This window comes from Mycolicibacterium confluentis, assembly GCF_010729895.1.
GTDB lineage: Bacteria > Actinomycetota > Actinomycetes > Mycobacteriales > Mycobacteriaceae > Mycobacterium > Mycobacterium confluentis.
Genome location: NZ_AP022612.1, coordinates 138,103 through 156,965 on the forward strand (window position 1 = coordinate 138,103; position 18,863 = coordinate 156,965).

Genomic DNA, 18,863 nt, shown 5'->3' on the forward strand with positions numbered 1-18,863 from the left:
AGTTCGGCTGGTTTCACGCTCGGCGCGAAAACGAACGGGAGCAGTGCGTCAGCGCGGCGTGAACTCCACGCCGGCCAGCACGATGGCATTGTCGCGACTGGGCGCGGTGACCGCCCCCACGTAGGCCCCGTCCTGCTTCCAGGCGTTGACCCGCAGGGTCTCGCCCGGGAACACGACGCCGGCCATCCGCGCGCCGTACGACGCCACCTCGGCCGCATCGCCGTCGAGGATCGCGTCCACCAGCGTCTTGCAGGTCATCCCGTAGGTGCACAGGCCGTGCAGGATCGGCTTGGGAAAGCCTGCAGCCGAGGCGAACTCGGGATCCGAATGCAGCGGGTTGCGATCGCCGCAGAGCCGGTACAGCAGCGCCTGCTGCGGAAGGGTGACGATGTCGAGTTCGAGGTCGGGCGCGCGATCGGGCAGCGCATCGGAGGTCGACGGTCCGCGGTCGCCGCCGAAGCCGCCCTCGCCGCGCGCGAAGATCGAGCGCTTCTGCGTCCACAGCAGCGTTCCGTCGGGAGCCGTCGCGGTGGTCTCCGACCAGATGACGGCCGCCTTGCCCTTATCCCAGATCTCGGTGAACTTCGTGACGGCGGTCGCGGTGCCCGACGGCGGGATGGGTCCGGGCGCCGAGATGCCCTCGCTGGCGTGCAGCACCCGGCTCAGCTCGATGTCGATGCCGGGGAAGTTGACCGCAGGCGGGTCGGTCATGTGGAAACTCTGCGCGACATTGCCGAAGGTGGGCAGCACCTGCGGGGTGTTGTCGACCAGGTAGCGCAGTTCCCGCGGGTCGAGCGGGTCGGCGCCTGCACCCAGGCCCAGGTGGTACAGCTGGATGTCGCTGCTGGTCCACGAGAACTCGACCGGATCGAGTTCCGCTCCGAGGGCTTCGTCGAGGTTGATGGGCATGTCAGGCCTTTCCGGCGATGTTCAACGCCGCGAGGTATCCGAAGGTCATCGCGGGTCCGATCGTCCCACCGGGGCCCGGGTAGGTGTGCCCCATGACCGGCGAGCTGACGTTACCCGCCGCGTAGAGGCCATCGATCACCGAGTTGTCGTCGCGGAGGGCGCGGCCATGCACGTCGGTGCGCACGCCACCCTTGGTGCCCAGGTCGCCCGGCACCATCTTGGCCGCGTAGTACGGGCCGTGGTTGATCTCGCCGAGGTTGGGATTGGGCTTGTTGGTCGGGTCGCCGTAGTACCGGTCGTAGGCGCTCTCGCCACGGTGGAAGTCTTCGTCGACACCGGCTCTCGCGAAGCCGTTGAACCGCTCGACCGTCGCCTTGAACTCGTCGGCGGGCAGGCCCGCCTTGACGGCCAGTTCGTCGAGGGTCGGGGCCGTGACGATCACTCCGGACTCCAGCCACTTCTTCGGGATCCGTTGCCCCGGCTGCAGTCCGGCGAAGATGTAGCGGTCGCGGTACTGCTGATCGAAGACCAGCCAGGCCGGGATGTTCTCACCGGGCCCCGAGCCCTGGCCGTACTGTCCGCCGTACATGTGGTGGCAGGCCTCGACGTAGGGCATCGACTCGTTCATGAAGCGCTTGCCCGACATGTTGACGATGATCGACCCGGGCGAGTTGCGCTCCGACAGAGCGAACCACGGCGCGTCGACCAGGGGGACGGTGGGCCCCCACCAGGCGTCCTCCATCAGTTCCAGTGCGGCACCCAGTTTCTCGGCGGCCAGGATTCCGTCGCCGGTGTTGGCCGCCGCACCCACGGTCCACTCGGTGGTGATGGGTGCACGCTGGTACTTGACCCGCATCTGCTCGTTGTGCTCGAAACCGCCGCTGGCCAGAATCACCCCGCGGCGAGCGCGAATCAACTCCGGCTCCGCAGATTCCGGAGCAGTGGTGTCGCGGACGTAGATGCCGCGCACCGCTCCGTCCTCGACGTAGAGGTCGGTCAGGGCGGTGTTGAGCCTGACCGGCACGCCAGCGTCCTGAAGGCCGATCCGCAGGGGTGCGATCAACGCGCGGCCCATCCCGACGAGGTTCTTGCCGGTGGCGTTGGCCCATACCGAGCGCACGCCCACCTTGAGGCTGCGCAGCACACCGCGCGGGTGGCGCTTGAGCTGATTGAGCCTGACGTAGTCCTGCTGCAGCACGACCATGTTCATCGGCACCTTGCCGTACGGCGGCTCCAGGCCCTTCTCGTCGGGGCCGAGCTTCTTGGCGTTGAACGGCTTGGGTTCCACGGACCGGCCGCTGGCCTTACCGCCCGGGGTCTCCGGGTAGTAGTCGGAGTAGCCGGGAACCCAGCACAGCTTCAGTGGTGAGTGCTTGAGAACGAAGTCCAGCATCTCGGGACCGCGTTCGAGATAGGTGTCGATCTTCTCGGCCGGCACCACGTCACCGATGATGGCGTGCAGATATCTGCGCGCATCCTCGGCGGTGTCCTTGACCCCGTCGCGCTTGAGGACCGGGTTGTTCGGGATCCAGACGCCACCACCTGACCGCGCAGTGGAACCTCCATAGTGCGGGGCCTTCTCAACGACTACCGTTGAGAGGCCCTGGTGGGCGGCGGTGAGTGCGGCGACCATACCGGCGCCGCCGCTGCCGACCACGACGACGTCGTACTCCTGAACAGTCATGTAGAACACGTTATAGAATTGCCCAGGCTGGGGACAACTGGCCCGGTCAAAGATGTGAGGGGAATTCACAGAAGATGCTCGATGCTCAGACGCGTGCCGAGTTGGCCGCAGCGCTCGCCGAGGCGGAGCGCTCCAAGGTCGCGATAGACCCGCTGACCGCGGGCAACCCGGATATCGACGTCGTCGACGCCTACGAGATCCAGCTGATCAACATCCGCCAGCGGGTCGCCGACGGCGCCAAGGTGGTCGGGCACAAAGTGGGCCTGTCCAGCGAGGCGATGCAGAAGATGATGAACGTGGATGAGCCCGACTACGGGCATCTCCTCGACGAGATGGAGGTCTACCAGGACGTCCCGGTCGAGGCGGGCAGGTTCCTGTATCCGCGGGTCGAGGTCGAGGTCGGCTTCATTCTGGCCGATGACCTGCCCGGCGAGGGCTGCACCGAGGACGACGTGCTGGCCGCCACGGCCGCGTTCGTGCCCTCGATCGAACTGATCGACACCCGCATCAAGAACTGGCAGATCAAACTGTGCGACACGATCGCCGACAACGCGTCGTCGGCGGGTTGGGTGCTGGGCGCCGAGCGAGTGTCGCCGAAAGACATCGACATCACCGCAATCGACGCCGTGCTCACGTGCAACGGCGAGGTGGTGGCCGAAGGCCGCAGCGATGCGGTGCTCGGAAATCCGGTCACCGCGGTGGCCTGGTTGGCCCGCAAGGTGGACAGTTTCGGCGTCCGTCTCAAAGCCGGTGACGTGGTTCTCCCGGGGTCCTGCACTCGTGCGATAGATGCACGTCCTGGCGACAATTTCGTCGCCGAGTTCACTGGTTTAGGTTCTGTCCGACTGAGTTTCGAGTAGGGGGCCGTTTATATGGCTGCGAAGGCATCTGTCGCGATCGTCGGATCCGGCAACATCAGTACCGATCTTCTGTACAAGCTTCTGCGCTCCGAGTGGCTTGAGCCGCGGTGGATGATCGGCATCGACCCGGAGTCCGAGGGGTTGGCGCGGGCCCGCAAGCTGGGTTTGGAGACCAGCCACGAGGGCGTGGACTGGCTTCTGGCGCAGAGTGAGCTGCCGGATCTGGTCTTCGAGGCCACCAGCGCGTATGTGCATCGGGATGCCGCACCCCGGTACGCCGAGGCGGGCATCCGGGCCATCGACCTGACGCCGGCCGCCGTGGGTCCGGGCGTGATCCCGCCGGCGAACCTGCGGGCTCATCTGGACGCCCCGAACGTCAACATGGTGACGTGCGGTGGGCAGGCGACGATTCCGATCGTCTACGCCGTCAGCCGTGTCGTCGACGTGCCGTATGCCGAGATCGTCGCGTCGGTGTCGTCGGCCTCGGCAGGCCCGGGCACGCGCGCCAACATCGACGAGTTCACCAAGACCACCAGCGCCGGCGTGCAGAACATCGGTGGGGCGGCCCGGGGCAAGGCGATCATCATCCTCAACCCGGCGGACCCGCCGATGATCATGCGCGACACGATCTTCGCCGCGATCCCCGAGGACGCCGACCACGCCGCGATCACCCAGTCCATCAAGGATGTCGTGGCCGAGGTGCAGACCTACGTGCCGGGATACCGGCTGCTCAACGAACCGCAGTTCGACGAACCGTCGGTGGTCAACGGCGGCAATCACGTCGTCACGACCTTCATCGAAGTGGAGGGTGCCGGTGACTACCTGCCGCCGTACGCTGGAAATCTGGACATCATGACCGCCGCGGCGACCAAGGTGGGCGAAGAAATAGCCAGGGAACGTGCTTCGATTTCGGAAGGGGCGCAGGCATGAGCGCCGACGGGGTTTACTTCAACCCGATGTGGGACGTCCGGATGACGGATACGTCTCTGCGTGACGGGTCGCATCACAAACGGCACCAGTTCACCAAGGATGAGATCGGTGCCATCGTGGCGGCCCTGGACACCGCGGGTGTGCCGGTCATCGAGGTCACCCACGGTGACGGCCTGGGCGGGTCGAGCTTCAACTACGGGTTCTCCAAGACCCCGGAGCAGGAGTTGATCAAGCTGGCGGCCGAGACCGCCAAGGAGGCCAAGATCGCCTTCCTGATGCTGCCCGGAGTGGGCACCAAGGAGGACATCAAGGAGGCCCAGAACAATGGCGGATCGATCTGCCGCATCGCGACGCACTGCACCGAGGCCGACGTCTCGATCCAGCACTTCGGGCTCGCCCGTGAGCTGGGCCTCGAGACCGTCGGGTTCCTGATGATGAGCCACACCATCTCGCCGGAGAAGCTGGCCAAGCAGGCCCGCATCATGGCCGACGCCGGCTGCCAGTGCGTCTATGTCGTGGACTCCGCGGGTGCGCTGGTGCTCGAAGGTGTCGCCGACCGGGTGTCGGCTCTGGTCGCCGAACTCGGTGACGACGCGCAGGTGGGCTTCCACGGTCACGAGAATCTCGGTCTGGGCGTGGCGAATTCGATCGAGGCCGTCCGTGCGGGAGCGAAGCAGATCGACGGATCGTGCCGTCGGTTCGGAGCAGGGGCGGGCAATGCACCGGTCGAGGCGTTGATCGGCGTGTTCGACAAGATCGGCGTCAAGACCGGCATCGACTTCTTCGACATCGCGGATGCCGCCGAAGAGGTCGTCGCCCCGGCGATGCCCGCCGAGTGCCTGCTCGACCGCAACGCGCTGATCATGGGGTACTCGGGTGTGTACTCGAGCTTCCTCAAGCACGCGATCCGCCAGTCCGAGCGCTATGGCGTGCCCGCGCACCAACTGCTGCACCGCGCGGGTCAGCGCAAGCTCATCGGCGGCCAGGAGGATCAGCTGATCGACATCGCGCTGGAGATCAAGCGCGAGCAGGACGAGGCCGCCGCCGCGCACTGAGCCCTCACCGCGTCAACATCCCGTCAGCGCGCATTGACGTACGGTTTCCGGCACGAAACCTGTACGTCAGTGCGCGCTCGGCGGTAGGGGGACGGTGCACGGTTCGCCATGTCCGAGTCACCCGGCAGGATGGGTCTCATGGCCACCCGTGAACACGCCCAGTCGATACTCGAACAACTGGCCGGTCCCACCGCGACACTGCGCGATGACCAGTGGAGTGCTATCGAGGCACTGGTGGTCCAGCGGCGTCAGGCCCTGGTCGTGCAGCGCACGGGATGGGGCAAATCTGCGGTGTACTTCATCGCGGCCAAACTGCTGCGCAGCGCGGGTCTGGGCCCCACAGTGATCGTGTCGCCCCTGCTTGCGCTGATGCGCAACCAGGTGGCCGCCGCCGAGCGTGCTGGCGTCCGGGCAGCCACGATCAACTCCGGCAACGTCACCGAGTGGGATGCGATCCATCAGCAGGTTGCCGACGGCGGACTCGATGTTCTGCTGGTCAGCCCGGAACGGTTGAACAACCCGGACTTCCGTGACAACGTGCTGCCCGCCCTGGCATCCGACGCCGGTCTCGTGGTGGTGGACGAGGCGCACTGTGTGTCGGACTGGGGCCATGACTTCCGTCCCGATTATCGACGCATCAGGACTCTGATCTCCGAATTGGGTTCCAACATACCGGTTCTCGCCACCACCGCGACGGCCAACGATCGCGTCGTCACCGACGTGGCGGCCCAACTTGGGGTGGGTGGTCGCGACACCCTGGTGCTGCGCGGCGGCCTGGACCGTGAGTCACTGCGGCTGTCGGTGGTCAAAGCGGGCAATCCAGCCCAGCGGTCGGCATGGCTTGCCGCCCAACTGGATTCACTGCCCGGGTCGGGCATCATCTACACACTCACGGTGGCGCAGGCGAACGACGTCGCGGCCCTGCTGGCCGAACAGGGACACAAGGTGGCGGCCTACACCGGGTCCACCGACACCACGGAACGCGAACAGCTCGAATCCGACCTGCTCGGCAACAGGGTTAAGGCGCTGGTCGAGACGTCTGCCCTCGGTATGGGCTTCGACAAGCCCGACCTCGGTTTCGTGGTGCACCTCGGCGCACCGTCGTCGCCCATCGCCTACTACCAGCAGGTGGGCCGCGCGGGTCGTGCCACCGACAGTGCCGAGGTGATTCTGCTTCCTGGGACCGAGGACCAGGACGTGTGGCGCTATTTTGCTTCGGTGGCGTTTCCGTCAGAAACCCTGGTGCGCAGTGTACTTCACGCCCTGGACACTGACAGGCCGCAGTCCACGCCGGCGCTGGAGAGTCAGGTTGACCTGAACCGGTCGAGGCTCGAGATGGTGCTCAAGGTGCTCGACGTCGATGGTGCGGTGCGCCGGGTCAAAGGCGGCTGGGTCGCCACGGGCGAACCCTGGACGTATGACGAGGAGCGGTACCGAGCGCTCGACGCGGCCCGCCGCCGCGAACAGCAGGCCATGCTCGACTATCAGAACACCGACGGCTGCCGGATGGCGTTTCTGCGCGGCCAACTCGACGACCCCGAGCTGGCACCTGGCGATCGGTGCGGGCGCTGCGACAACTGCACGGGTGCGCGCTACCAGGGTGCGGTCGATGAGGCGACGCTGGCCGCGACGGTCGAACGCCTGCAACGTCCCGGTGTCGAGGTGGCGCCCCGCAAGCAGTGGCCGACGGGGCTCGCGGCGCTGGGGCTGGAGTGGTCGGGGCGGATCACCGACGGGGCTGCCCCCGGCCGAGCCATCGGCAGGCTGACCGACCTGGGCTGGGGTGCGAGGCTGCGCAAGCTGCTGGCCGAACCCGACCGCGAGGTGCCCGACGACATCGTGCAGGCGGCGATCGCGGTGCTCAAGGCCTGGAACTGGTCCACCCGCCCGGTCGCGGTCATCGGACTGGATTCGCAGACCCATCCGCTGCTCATCTCGTCGACGGTGCAGCGCCTTGCGCAGGTGGGCAGGCTGGCTGATCTGGGCACGCTGCGCTATCGGCCGGACCGGCGACCGGTCACCGCGGCGAATTCGGCGTATCGGGTGGCGGCCTTGAACGGGTCCTGGGAGTGCCCTGACCTGGATGTTCACGGTCCGGTCCTGCTGGTCGACGATATGACGGACACCGGCTGGACACTGACGATGGCGGCCCGCCAACTGCGCCGGGCCGGGGTGCCGGAGGTGCTGCCGCTGGTGCTGGCCAGCACCAGCTGAGCCCTTCCGAGGTCAGCGTGTGCGGATCCGGGCCGGAACTGCGCTGCATCCGCACACGCGCCATCACGGAACCGACGCTGACCTGCGAGGTGTTTGGCGCTGCGGTGTTCGGGTAGGCGTGGAGTCGGGTCGGGGAAGTGGCTTGGACCAATCGAGTCACGAAACGACAAGGAGCATCCCATGCGAGCAACCAAGACGACTGTGTACCGCGGCCTGGCCGGCATCTTCGCCGGCGGCCTGCTCGGAGCAGCCGCCAGCGCCACCATCGCGCTGCCCGCGGCTGGTGCGGCCCCGGACACCACCGCGACAGACGCCAACTGCAACGCGAGTGCCGTTGCGACCACCGTGAGCTCGGTGTCGCAGTCGGTCGGCAACTACCTCGCCTCCAACCCGGAGGCGGATAAGGCGTTGACTGACATCGCGAAGCAGCCCGCCGACCAGGCGGAGACCGCGTATGAGGCGTATTTCGAGAAGAACCCGGCCGTGGCCGACGAACTGCGGATCATCCAGCAGCCGGTCCGTGACCTGAACGCGCAGTGCGACATTCAGGTGATGCCGTCGACGGCCATCGAGGCCCTCGAGTCGATCTGATGCCCGTGTGCCCCCACCCGCAGTGCGGGTGGGGGCACACTTGCGTCAATCCCTAGAGGACCGACGGGGTCGTCGTGAACACCGCGTTGTAGCCCGTGTCCTCGCCCGGTGTGGAGATTGTCTGCTTCGTTCCACCACCGTTTGACCAATTGCCGTATACCACTTGGCCGTTGATCGTCTGCGGTGACGGGATGTCGATCTCGCGCACCACACCGACGACCGCGGTCTCGGTGTAGGTGCCCTTATGCGGCACCCCGTCGATCGTGTAGACCGCGTCCGGGTTGTTGCTGCCGAACGTCAACTCCACCAGGTTCGGGTAGATGAACGTGCTCTTGGTGGTCGACAGGCCCTCACTGTCGGTGACGGTGAGCTTGATCTCGTAATAGGTGGTGTCGACGTTGTGATTACTGGTCGACAGGTACACCGAACCGTTGGGGCCGACGATGTTGTCCTGGTATGGGTGGACGTGATCGGCGTGATGGAAGATCACGGTCCACTTGTAGGCGCTGTCAGGAAGAGTGTCGTCCTCGGCGTCGGTCGCCGTGGCTCCGAACGTGACGGTCTGGCCCGCGTTGTACTTGCCGTCGCCGACGGACGTCGTGATGTCGACGTCGGGCGGGGTGTTGCCGACGTGAACGATCTGCGTTGCCGTGCCGGTCTTCTCACCATCGGTGACCGTCAGGATGACGGTGTACTTGTCCTTGGTGGTGTAGGTGTGCGTCGGGTTGGCATCGGTCGACGTGTTGCCGTCACCGAAGTCCCAGCTGTAGCTCAGCGGCTGGCCCTCAGGATCCTTCGACCCGCCTGACGAGAACTGGACTTCCAGGGGCGTCGCACCGTAGTTTGGCGTGGCCGTGATGACCGCGGTCGGAGCTCGGTTGCCGCCCGACGGCGTGATCTTGTACAGCTCACCGGGATAGATGTTGAGCTGGTACAGGCTCTCGTCGCTGCCGGGACCCTGCAGCAGCTGGATGGCCGTGCCTGCCTCGGAATCGAAAGTCTCCACGCTGAGCAGGTTGTGGTAGGTCGAATCGAAGGTCAGCACCTTGATCCAGTGCAGCGTGTAGTCCGCCACGAACACCTTGTTGGTGTACTCGTCGCCGATGGCTGATCCCGTGTAGACCATCACTCCGGTGATCGAGCCGGCGCGGGCGGGCTCAGGGGTGTGCGGGTAGGCCCAGATCGGGTCGACGTAGTTGCAGGAGTCGCAGTCGCTGACACCCTCGGCGCCGGGCCAACCGTAGTTCTTACCGGCCTCGACGAGATTCAGTTCCTCCCAGGCGAAGTCACCCACGTCGGCGACCAGCAGTTGGCCGGTCGGGGTGAACACCATTCGGAAGGGGTTGCGGAACCCGAGGGCATAGATCTCGCTGCGAGCGCCTTCCAGATCGACGAAGGGGTTGTCGTCGGGGATGGTGCCGTCGGGGTTGATCCGGAGGATCTTGCCGTACAGCTTGGTCATGTCCTGCGCGCTGCCGTTTTCGCTGTTGTCGCCGATGGCCCAGTAGATCTTGCCGTCAGGCCCGAACAGCACCGCGTTGCCGTGGTGCATAGCACCCGACCCGGGGATGACGATCAGGTCGAAGGGGGCATTCTCACCGGAGGTGACGAATGCGTCGTTGGCGATCGTGTACCGAGTGAGCTTGTCCTCCAACGCAGGAGTGGTGTACGCGACGTAGACGTAGCCGTTGTTCGCGTAATCCGGGTCCAACTCGATCGCGTTCAGTTCGCGACTGGGCGACGTCGGCACCATGCCGACCAGAATCGCCGAGCCCGGGTTGTTCGGGTCGACGATCTTCACCGCGCCGGCCTTCTCGGTGATGATGATCCGGCCGTCGGGCAGGAACCGGAAGTCGGTCGGCTGGTCGAGACCGGCGGCGATCACGATCCGCTCGAGATCCTCCGGGAGGGGGGAGTGCTCAGACGGGTTGGCGCACAGGATGACCTCCTGCAGCGCGATCGTGACACGGTCGGTCACCTCTTGAACGAATCGCGCGACCTGCGGGATCGCCATGATGCGGTCGAGCTCGCGGCGCACCCATCCGGCCACGGCTGCCAGCAGGGGGTTCTGGTCGACGGGCGGCAGGCCGCCGTTCCCGGCACCTTCGCCGCTGTTGCCGGTGACGCCGGAGATGACGTCGACGGCTTTCAGAACCAGCTTGCAGACACAGACCTTGAGATCCTCGAACGCCTTCGCCGCGGCCTCTTGGAAGGCCTTGGCCTGGGAGTTGATGTGGCTGATGGCATTGTTCAGGGCCGGCGGCAGTGCCGGTGACGTGGTCAGCGTCGCCAGGGCCGGAGCCACGGCACCTGAATCCAGTTCGTTCTCGACGGCCTGGTGCGCCTCTGGGGCCAACTGGCTGGTGAACCGCTCACGGGCAGCGGCCGCGGCGGCCTGAACGCGTTCTGCGAGGGTTCGACGGGCCTCAGGGGCGACGTCCGAGGTCGATCCACCGGGGACACTCGAGCCCGGGACGATGACGGGCGCCTCCGCGGGCACCTCGGGATCGGTGTCGCCGCCGATGACCGGGACTGACTCGGTGGGCGTGGCGCCGGAAGGCTGTGCGGCAGCCAGGGCCTTGGCGCGGATGGCGTCCAGCCGCTCGCGCAGCGCGGCCTTCAACTCGGCTCTCTTGAGTGCCGGCCTGGGTCCGGTGCCCGTCTGCGCGGGTGCGCCGGTCTCGCCGATGTCGGATTCCGGAGCTGCGGCCTCGGCCTGGGTGTTCTCGATCGCGCGCTGAAGGGGCGTCTTGGTCCACGGCGGCAGTGACGAGATCGAATCCGGCCGCAGTCGCGGTGACCGTCGTGGTGTCTCGCCTGCGGTGGAACCATTTGAACCCGAGCCGGCCGAGTCCGTCCTGGAGCCGGACACCGAACCACTGGTGCCGTCGTCGGCCCACGCCGCGCCGGGGTTGACGCCGACCGCCACACCGACGCCGAGGGCGACCGCGAGTCCGCCGACCCTGCCGATGAACTTGGCATAGCTTCCGGGGTCTCCGGAGTGCTGCTGCCGATGGATTGCCGACGCCATAGACCTGTCCTGCCGTTTGCCTTGATGTGGAAATTTCCGCATGCGAAAACTAGGTCATCATCCGGCGCCGTGCGGCATGATCTTGAACCAGCTAAGCCTCGGTATTTGAGCTTTCAAGCACTTCTACTACGGCTGCGGCGGTGTGGCAAACAAGCGGGCATTCGTCGCGACGGCCCACACGTCCCGATTCGCCCACGATGGCGTAGGTGAAGTTCCGCGAGGCCCGACCCGCGGGCGTAATCGCAGTTATGGCAAGGCTGACGGTGGATGAGGCCAAAATCGCGGTCGATCCGTGTGGCGTGATCCGGGCCCTGCACTGGCGTCAGAAGTTGTCTGCAATCCAGCTGGTGGTGAAGTCCTGCAGGATGGAGATGCTCTGGATCAGTGAACGGCCCATCAGGTTCTCGATCTGGCCGCCGATCAGAGGAACCTTGAACTCGACCGTGGCCTTGCACTTCATGCGGGAGCCGTCCGGCGTCGGCACGACTACAGCGGTGCCCGATCCTCCACCCGGTGCCCCATGGGAGACAGTGCTGATTCTGCCCCGAAACTCGCTGCCATTCACTGGGCTCCACGTCTCCTCCTGCACGACTCGCCACTCCCGGGGGAAGATCTTGGCGACGGGTCGAGGAAGGCCTTCCGGGCGCAGGTCATTGGCAACCACCGTGAGCACCAGGCCGTTGGAGTCCACGGCGAACTTCTCAAGTCTGGCGGTGCCGCCAAACTCTGCGATCCGCGCTAGCCAGTAGTCACGTGTAGCAAATGCGCCATAGATTTGCTCGATACTGGCCGCGGATTCCACTGAGAAGTCGAATGAACGTGGCACCACCCCAGGTTATGGCGAGATTTTTGAATCCGGCGTCGTTTGGCTTGAAAAGTGGCTAGGCTGTTTCACTGCAACATGGAAATTAGTAGCTGGAGGGGTTCCGAAAGCGGGGGTGGACCGAAGGCGGTCGCGGGGGATGCGGTCTGTTTTTCGGCGCTGTCGAGCGAGGTTTGCGGACCGGCTCCAGGCCTGATCTGGCGGGGGGCCGTGAGTGAGTTCAAATCCGTTTGATGATGACGATGGCAGTTTCTTCGTGCTGGTGAACAGCGAAGAACAACACAGTCTCTGGCCAGTCTTCGCCGAGATTCCCACTGGGTGGCGCGTCGTTCATGGTGCGGCCAGTCGGGCCGAATGCCTGGAGTGCATCGAAAACAGCTGGCCGGACATCCGGCCACGGAGTCTTCGCGAGCGACTCGCAGAGGCTTGATGTCCGGTCGATCGGTGATCGGCATCCGTGATTGCCCGGGGGGGCCTAGTTAATCCTGTGTGGGGGAACAATGGAGTTTGATGAACTGTCCCTGCCCATCACACACCCACAACTTGATATCTGGCTTGCGGGGGCTGCCGGCCACTCCGGTGCTGAGGAGTGGCAACTCGGTCTGTTTGCCAAGATCGAGGGTGCGGTTGAACGTTATGCCCTTGAGTGGTCGATAGGCAGAGTGCTGCAGGAGGCCGAACCGTTGCGTGCGGCCTTCGTCGAGGCCAATGGACAAATCTTCCAAAAGCCGCTCGATCACCCTGATTTCACGCTTCAGTTCTATGACCTGACTGATTCTCAAGACTCGGCGGAGAAAGCTCGCGAGATCGCGTCGTCCATCCAGCGAACCCCGATGCCTCTCGCCGGATCGTTGTTCAGATTTGCTCTGTTCCAGACGCGGGACGACGAGTACTTCCTGTTCGGCGCCTGCCACCACATCGTCCTGGATGGAACGGGTGTCGCGCTGATCGGTCAGCGGATCGCGTCGGTGTACTCGGCCATCGTCACTGGCGCTGCCGTTCCGCCAACGCTTTTCGGCACACTGGCTGACCTGGTCAGCTTGGAATCGGAATACGAGGCGTCACGCGAATACCTGGAGGATGAGGCCTACTGGACGGGCAACATCCCGGTAGATGGCGATCAGGACCTTCAACGTTCCCCGACTGTCGTCGACCCCAACTCGCATTGGCCCACTGAACCGGTGGCGTTGGACCAGACGGTCATGGAAATGGTCGAGAAATGTTGCGAGGTGTGGACTTTCCCTCGCTCCTCCGTCATTACGGCGGCATGTGCACTGTTGGCGCGAGGATACGACTGCAGGGGATCAAATGTGGTTCTCGAACTCCCGGTCACTCGACGTGTGCGCCCAGAATCGAAGACACTTCCCGGGATGGTCGCGGGGGTTGTGCCTCTGGTATTGGAGGCATCGCCCGAGGCATCGGTGTCTCGCTTCTGCGAGCATGTCGATCAACGCATGCGGGAAGCGTTGCAGCACCAAAGATTTCCGGTACAGGCACTTGAGCGAAAACTCAGACCACGGGGTGCGGGCCAACCACCGCAGAGGCTGAGCATCAATTTCCTTCCAGCCAGTTTCACGTTGGACTTCGGCGGCGTGCCGGCCACCGCCTCGTTGATAAACGTCGGCGTAGTGGGTGGATTCGGACTGGTCTTCTCCGACGTCGGTGGCGAGGTGCTGCTCAGCACGATGGGACAAGGACATCCGCTCTCGGATCTGACGACCGCCGAACTGGTGAATCGTTTGAACCGCGTGCTTGTCGCGATGACCGCTGACACATCGCAGCTGCTGTCGTCCCTCGATCTTCTTGACGTGCGTGAGCGGCGCAGCCTTGACGTATTCGGTCGTCGAGACGTGTTGGCGGGGTCGGTGTCGGAGTCGTCGATTCCGGCGGTGTTCGCGCAGCAGGTGCTCGTTTCTCCGAACGCGATCGCGGTTCGTTGCGACGGCCGGTCCTGGACGTATCAGGAGCTCGACGAGGCGTCGAATCGGATGGCGCACTTGTTGATTTCACATGGCGCAGGACCCGGAGAGTGCGTCGGGCTGGTGTTGGGGCGGTCGGCTGAGGCCATCGTGTCGATTCTGGCGGTGTTGAAGTCGGGGGCGGCGTACCTGCCGATCGATCCGGTGGTGCCGGATTCCCGGCTCGAGTTCATGCTCGCCGACGCCGCGCCGGTGGCAGTGGTGAGCGGCGCCGGGTCAGCCGACCGGCTGACCGGGTGCGGGGTGCTGGTGGTCGATGTGAGTGATCCCCACATCGACCACCAGTCCCGTACTGCACCGGTGGGATATCCGGCGCCGGACGACGTCGCGCACATCATTTACACCTCGGGGACGACGGGTGTGCCGAAGGGGGTGGCGGTCACGCATGGCAATGTGACGCGGTTGTTCGACGGGCTTGATGTGGGTGTGGAGATGGGCCCGGGGCAGGTGTGGGCGCAGTGTTCGTCGTTGGCGTTTGACTTTTCGGTGTGGGAGATCTGGGGTGCGCTGCTCCATGGTGGGCGGTTGGTGGTGGTTCCGGATTCGGTGACTCGGTCTGCCGATGAACTGCAGGCGTTGTTGGTGGCGGAGAAGGTGACGGTGCTCAGTCAGACGCCGTCGGCGGTGGGGGTGCTGTCTCCGGAGGGTTTGGCAGCGGCGTCGTTGATGGTTGCTGCTGAGCCGTGCCCGGGTGATGTGGTGGATCGGTGGGCGTCGGGTCGGGTGATGATCAATGGTTACGGTCCGACGGAGACGACGGTGTATGCCACGATCAGTGCTCCGTTGCAGGCGGGTTCGGGTGTGGTGCCGATCGGGTTCCCGGTGCCGGGGGTCGGCGTTGTTCGTGCTGGATGCGCGGTTGCATTCGGTGGCGGTGGGTGTGGTCGGTGAGTTGTATGTGGCTGGTCGTGGTGTGGGTGTCGGTTATGTGCGTCGGGCGGGGTTGACGGCGTCGCGGTTTGTGGCCTGCCCATTCGCGACGGGAGCTCGGATGTATCGGACCGGGGATTTGGTGTCCTGGGGTGCTGATGGGCAGTTGCGGTATCACGGTCGGGCTGATGAGCAGGTCAAGATCCGTGGGTATCGGATCGAGTTGGGTGAGATCCAGGCGGTTTTGGCGCAGTTGGAGGGTGTGGCGCAGTCGGTGGTGATCGTTCGGGAGGACCGTCCCGGCGACAAGCGCCTGGTGGGGTACATCACCGGAACCGCGGATCCAGTCGAAGTGCGAACCATGTTGTCGGACAGGTTGCCCGCCTACATGGTCCCTGCCGCGATCGTGCGTCTTGAGGTGTTGCCGTTGACGGTCAACGGCAAGCTCGACAAACGGGCGCTGCCGGCCCCGGAGTACAGCGACACCAGTGATCGCTACCGCGCGCCGAGCACACCCACCGAGGAGATCCTGGCCGGCATCTACGCCAACATCCTGGGACTGGACAAAGTCGGCGTCGACGACTCCTTCTTCGACCTCGGTGGCGACTCACTCTCCGCGATGCGGTTGATCGCTGCAATCAACACCACGCTTGACACCGGACTGGCCGTACGGACCCTCTTCGACGCACCCACCATCGCCGCACTCGCACCTAATATCGGGAACGGCAGCGCTCGTGCCCGGTTGGTGGCGAAGCCCCGGCAAACACTGATCCCGTTGTCCTACGCCCAGAGTCGACTCTGGTTCCTTAATCGGTTCGAGGGCGGTGTGGCCACCTACAACATGCCCACCGCATTCCGGATCAACGGTGCGCTGGACGTGGAAGCGTTGGCCGCCGCACTCGATGACGTGATCGCACGGCACGAGGCGCTGCGCACCGTCTTCCCGGATGTCGACGGAGTGCCGTCGCAGCACATTCTGCCTGCCGAGGAGGGCATGTGGCGGCGCGGTGGACCGGCGGTGAGATCGTGCTCGGAACGTGAGATCGCTGCTGAGTTGTTCGCGCTGTCAGAGCATCGATTTGACCTGTCGGTCGAGGTGCCGATCTATGCTCAGATCTTCGATGTGGGCCCAGCGGAATGCATTCTGGGTATTGTACTGCACCACATCGCGTTTGACGGATGGTCGCTGGCACCCATGGTGCGTGATGTCAGTCAGGCTTACGCTGCACGGTGCGCGGTCGGCGCTCCCGATTGGGCTCCACTGCCCGTGCAGTATGTCGATTACACGCTGTGGCAGCAGGATTGGCTGGGATCCGAAGATGATCCGGACAGTGTGATCGCCGCACAGTTGGCGTATTGGCGGCAGGAGTTGGCTGGTCTGCCTGAGGTGGTGTCGCTGCCGACGGATCGTCCGCGGCCCCCGGTGCCCAGGTACCGCGGTGACGAGGTGGAGATCCGGATCGATCCCCAGACTTGGTCAGCACTCAAAGTGGTGGCCGCTGAGCATAATGCGACGGCGTCGATGGTTCTGCAGGCCGTGATGGCTGTGGTGCTGCACCGCGCTGGTGTCGGTGACGATTTGGCGCTGGGTGCCCCGATCGCGGGGCGGGCGGACGTCGCACTCGATGAGTTGGTCGGGTTCTTTGTCAACACGTGGGTGCTGCGGGTGGGGATTGGCCCTCAGCAGAGTTTCAGTGAGGTGCTTGATCAGGTGCGGCACAAGGCGTTAGAGGCTTATGCGAATCAGGATGTGCCGTTTGAAATGCTTGTTGAGCGGTTGAATCCGGCGCGTTCGGCCTCTCATCACCCGCTGTTCCAGGTCGCGATGGTCTATCAGAACAATGTGCGCCCACAGGTGGTGCTTGACGGGGCGGGTGTCGAATCGGTGGCGGTGGGCACCCGCACCGCCAAGTTCGATCTCGACATCCAGCTGAGGGAGATGGCGGTCGAAAACTCCTCCGCTCCTTTCGCATTGCGGGAGATGTCGAGCCGGGGCAGTGGTGTGCCGATGTGTGCTGGTGTGGTGACCTATGCGACGGACCTGTTCGATCGGTCGACGGTTGAGCGGTTGGTGGGATGGTTTGGTCGTGTGGTCTCGGCGGTGGTGGCTGATCCGTCGGTGCGGGTCGGTGAGGTGGAGCTGCTTGCGGCCGGTGAGCGGGAACTGGTGCTGCAGAGATGGTCTGGTGCGGATGTTGCTGCGCCGGTGGGTCTCGCGGATGAGTTGTTGGCCGGTGCGGTGGCTGCTGCGCCGGATGCGCTGGCCCTGGTCGACGGTGATCGATCGTGGACGTATCGCGACCTTGATGAGGCATCGAACCGGCTTGCTCGCCGATTGATCGAGGAGGGGGTGGGTCCGGAGCGAGCGGTTGCGGTGGCGATGGATCGGTGTGCGGAGTTGGTGTTGGCGTGGTGGGCGGTGCTCAAGGCTGGTGGGGTGTATGTGCCGGTGGATCGGGGGCATCCGGCCGAACGCGTCGCGACGGTGCTTGATGCCGCCGGGGCGGTGTGTGTGACGTGTGGGGTTGAGGTGGTTGGTGGCGCCGGGGATCGTCCGGTGATGCGCATTGATGAGTTGGATCTTTCGGGGTGCAGCGCCGAACGGGTCACTGATGGTGATCGGTTGGCGCCGTTGATGGTTGATGGTGCTGCGTATGTGATCTTCACGTCGGGTTCGACTGGGACTCCGAAGGGAGTGGCGGTCAGCCATGCTGGTGTGTTGGGTGAGGCGGCTGCTCATCGTGGTGTGTTTGGGGTGGGTGCGGGTGCGCGGATCCTGATGGTGGCTTCCCCGACGTTCGATGCTTCGGTGTTTGAGTGGTTGTGGGCGACGGCGTCTGGGGCGACGTTGGTGGTGGCGGCGCCGGATTCGTATGCCGGTGAGGCGTTGACGGGGTTGGTGGAGCAGCAGCGGGTGGATGCGGCGTTGTTGACTCCGACGGTGTTGGCGACGTTGGATCGGGACCGGTTGGTGGGCCGGTTGTCGACGTTGGTCACCGGCGGTGAGGCCTGTCCCGCGGAGTTGGTGGCGGCCTGGGCGCCGGGTCGGGCGATGTTCAATGCGTATGGTCCGACCGAGGCGACGATCTGGGTCACCTGGAGTGCGTTGGTGGCTGGTGAGGCGGTGGGGATCGGTGTTCCGATCGCTGGCGTCACTGCGCTGGTGCTTGATGGGCGGCTCAATCCGGTGCCGGTGGGGGTGGTCGGTGAGTTGTATCTGGCTGGTCCTGGGGTGGCGCGGGGGTATGTGGGACGTCCGGATCTGACTGCGGATCGGTTTGTGGCCAATCCCTTTGGGGATTCGTGCGCGCGGATGTATCGCACGGGTGATCTGGTGCGGTGGACTTCGGTGGGTGGCCTGGAGTATTTGGGGCGTGCGGATGCCCAGATCAAGCTGCGGGGACAGCGGCTGGAGTTGGGGGAGATCGAGAACGTCCTGTTGGCCTGCCCGCAGGTGGCACGGGCTGCGGTGGCGGTGCACCGGGGTGAGGCTGCTGATCATCTGGTGGGCTATGTGGCGTTGGATCGCTCCAGTACGGCTGATCATGAGGCTGAGGCCGTTGATCAGTGGCAGCAGATCTATGACGAGTTGTATGACGCTGAGCTCGACGACGCTGCGGAGTTCGGCAGCGATTTCCGCGGGTGGAACAGCAGTTACACCGGTGAGCCGATTCCGTTGCCGCAGATGCAGGAATGGCGTTCCTGCGCTGTGCAGCGGATTGTGGAGCTGGGTCCGCAGCGGGTGCTCGAGATCGGTGTGGGCTCGGGTTTGGTGCTGGCTCAGGTGGCTCCTGGATGTGCGGAGTACTGGGGTACGGACTTCTCGGCGCCGACGATTCACAAACTGCGGGCAGCTGTGGCCGGGCAGCCCTGGGGCGACCGAGTGCGGTTGCAGACCCAACCGGCGCATGTCACGG

General features: G+C 65.0%; 10 protein-coding genes and 2 pseudogenes. 8 read left to right on the forward strand and 4 right to left on the reverse strand.

What is annotated here, in order from left to right; all coding sequences use genetic code 11:
- Positions 1-48: 48 nt before the first annotated feature.
- Complete coding sequence (locus tag G6N34_RS00675) at positions 49-909, reverse strand: enoyl-CoA hydratase ChsH3 (protein ID WP_085155813.1); 861 nt, start codon at positions 907-909, stop codon at positions 49-51.
- A gap of 1 nt (position 910) precedes the next feature.
- Positions 911-2,593 (reverse strand): 3-oxosteroid 1-dehydrogenase, encoded by a 1,683-nt coding sequence (gene kstD / locus G6N34_RS00680; RefSeq protein ID WP_085155869.1) that lies wholly within the window; start codon positions 2,591-2,593, stop codon positions 911-913.
- A gap of 74 nt (positions 2,594-2,667) precedes the next feature.
- Between kstD and G6N34_RS00685 the strand changes: the two genes are divergently transcribed.
- From G6N34_RS00685 to G6N34_RS00705, 5 genes are all read left to right on the forward strand, one after another.
- Entirely contained in the window at positions 2,668-3,453 is a 786-nt protein-coding gene (locus tag G6N34_RS00685; RefSeq protein WP_085155816.1) for a 2-keto-4-pentenoate hydratase, read from the forward strand.
- 12 nt (positions 3,454-3,465) lie between these two features.
- Positions 3,466-4,383, forward strand: coding sequence for an acetaldehyde dehydrogenase (acetylating) (locus G6N34_RS00690; protein WP_085155819.1), 918 nt, complete (start codon positions 3,466-3,468; stop codon positions 4,381-4,383).
- On the forward strand, positions 4,380-5,438 hold the full coding sequence (gene dmpG / locus G6N34_RS00695; RefSeq protein WP_085155821.1) for a 4-hydroxy-2-oxovalerate aldolase: 1,059 nt from the start codon (positions 4,380-4,382) through the stop codon (positions 5,436-5,438). The genes G6N34_RS00690 and dmpG overlap by 4 nt, the downstream gene beginning before the upstream one ends.
- A gap of 138 nt (positions 5,439-5,576) precedes the next feature.
- The gene (locus tag G6N34_RS00700) at positions 5,577-7,652 is read left to right on the forward strand and encodes a RecQ family ATP-dependent DNA helicase (protein ID WP_085155824.1); all 2,076 of its coding nucleotides are present in this window, start codon (positions 5,577-5,579) and stop codon (positions 7,650-7,652) included.
- Between the two features lie 180 nt (positions 7,653-7,832).
- On the forward strand, positions 7,833-8,243 hold the full coding sequence (locus G6N34_RS00705) for a heme-binding protein (RefSeq protein WP_085155826.1): 411 nt from the start codon (positions 7,833-7,835) through the stop codon (positions 8,241-8,243).
- Positions 8,244-8,295: 52 nt separating this feature from the next.
- Here G6N34_RS00705 and G6N34_RS00710 read toward each other — a convergent pair whose 3' ends face one another.
- Both G6N34_RS00710 and G6N34_RS00715 read right to left on the reverse strand, forming a co-directional pair.
- Positions 8,296-11,274, reverse strand: coding sequence for a PQQ-dependent sugar dehydrogenase (locus tag G6N34_RS00710; RefSeq protein WP_109788659.1), 2,979 nt, complete (start codon positions 11,272-11,274; stop codon positions 8,296-8,298).
- A gap of 322 nt (positions 11,275-11,596) precedes the next feature.
- Entirely contained in the window at positions 11,597-12,100 is a 504-nt protein-coding gene (locus tag G6N34_RS00715) for a DUF2505 domain-containing protein (RefSeq protein ID WP_085155872.1), read from the reverse strand.
- 211 nt (positions 12,101-12,311) lie between these two features.
- Between G6N34_RS00715 and G6N34_RS00720 the strand changes: the two genes are divergently transcribed.
- From G6N34_RS00720 to G6N34_RS28405, 3 genes and pseudogenes are all read left to right on the forward strand, one after another.
- Positions 12,312-12,527, forward strand: a complete 216-nt coding sequence (locus G6N34_RS00720; protein ID WP_085155831.1) for an MbtH family protein — start codon at positions 12,312-12,314, stop codon at positions 12,525-12,527.
- A gap of 70 nt (positions 12,528-12,597) precedes the next feature.
- A pseudogene (locus G6N34_RS28545) lies at positions 12,598-13,557 on the forward strand (condensation domain-containing protein); the annotation flags it as partial.
- A 261-nt stretch (positions 13,558-13,818) separates the two neighbouring features.
- Positions 13,819-18,724, forward strand: a pseudogene (locus G6N34_RS28405) (amino acid adenylation domain-containing protein); the annotation flags it as partial.
- Positions 18,725-18,863: the final 139 nt, after the last annotated feature.

Excerpts from the sequence above, each read along its gene's own strand:
- kstD (WP_085155869.1), bottom strand. The coding sequence starts at position 2,593 with ATGACTGTTCAGGAGTACGACGTCGTCGTGGTCGGCAGCGGCGGCGCC.
- G6N34_RS00700 (WP_085155824.1), top strand. The coding sequence starts at position 5,577 with ATGGCCACCCGTGAACACGCCCAGTCGATACTCGAACAACTGGCCGGT.
- G6N34_RS00685 (WP_085155816.1), top strand. The coding sequence starts at position 2,668 with ATGCTCGATGCTCAGACGCGTGCCGAGTTGGCCGCAGCGCTCGCCGAG.
- G6N34_RS00690 (WP_085155819.1), top strand. The coding sequence starts at position 3,466 with ATGGCTGCGAAGGCATCTGTCGCGATCGTCGGATCCGGCAACATCAGT.
- G6N34_RS00675 (WP_085155813.1), bottom strand. The coding sequence starts at position 909 with ATGCCCATCAACCTCGACGAAGCCCTCGGAGCGGAACTCGATCCGGTC.
- G6N34_RS00710 (WP_109788659.1), bottom strand. The coding sequence starts at position 11,274 with ATGGCGTCGGCAATCCATCGGCAGCAGCACTCCGGAGACCCCGGAAGC.
- G6N34_RS00705 (WP_085155826.1), top strand. The coding sequence starts at position 7,833 with ATGCGAGCAACCAAGACGACTGTGTACCGCGGCCTGGCCGGCATCTTC.
- dmpG (WP_085155821.1), top strand. The coding sequence starts at position 4,380 with ATGAGCGCCGACGGGGTTTACTTCAACCCGATGTGGGACGTCCGGATG.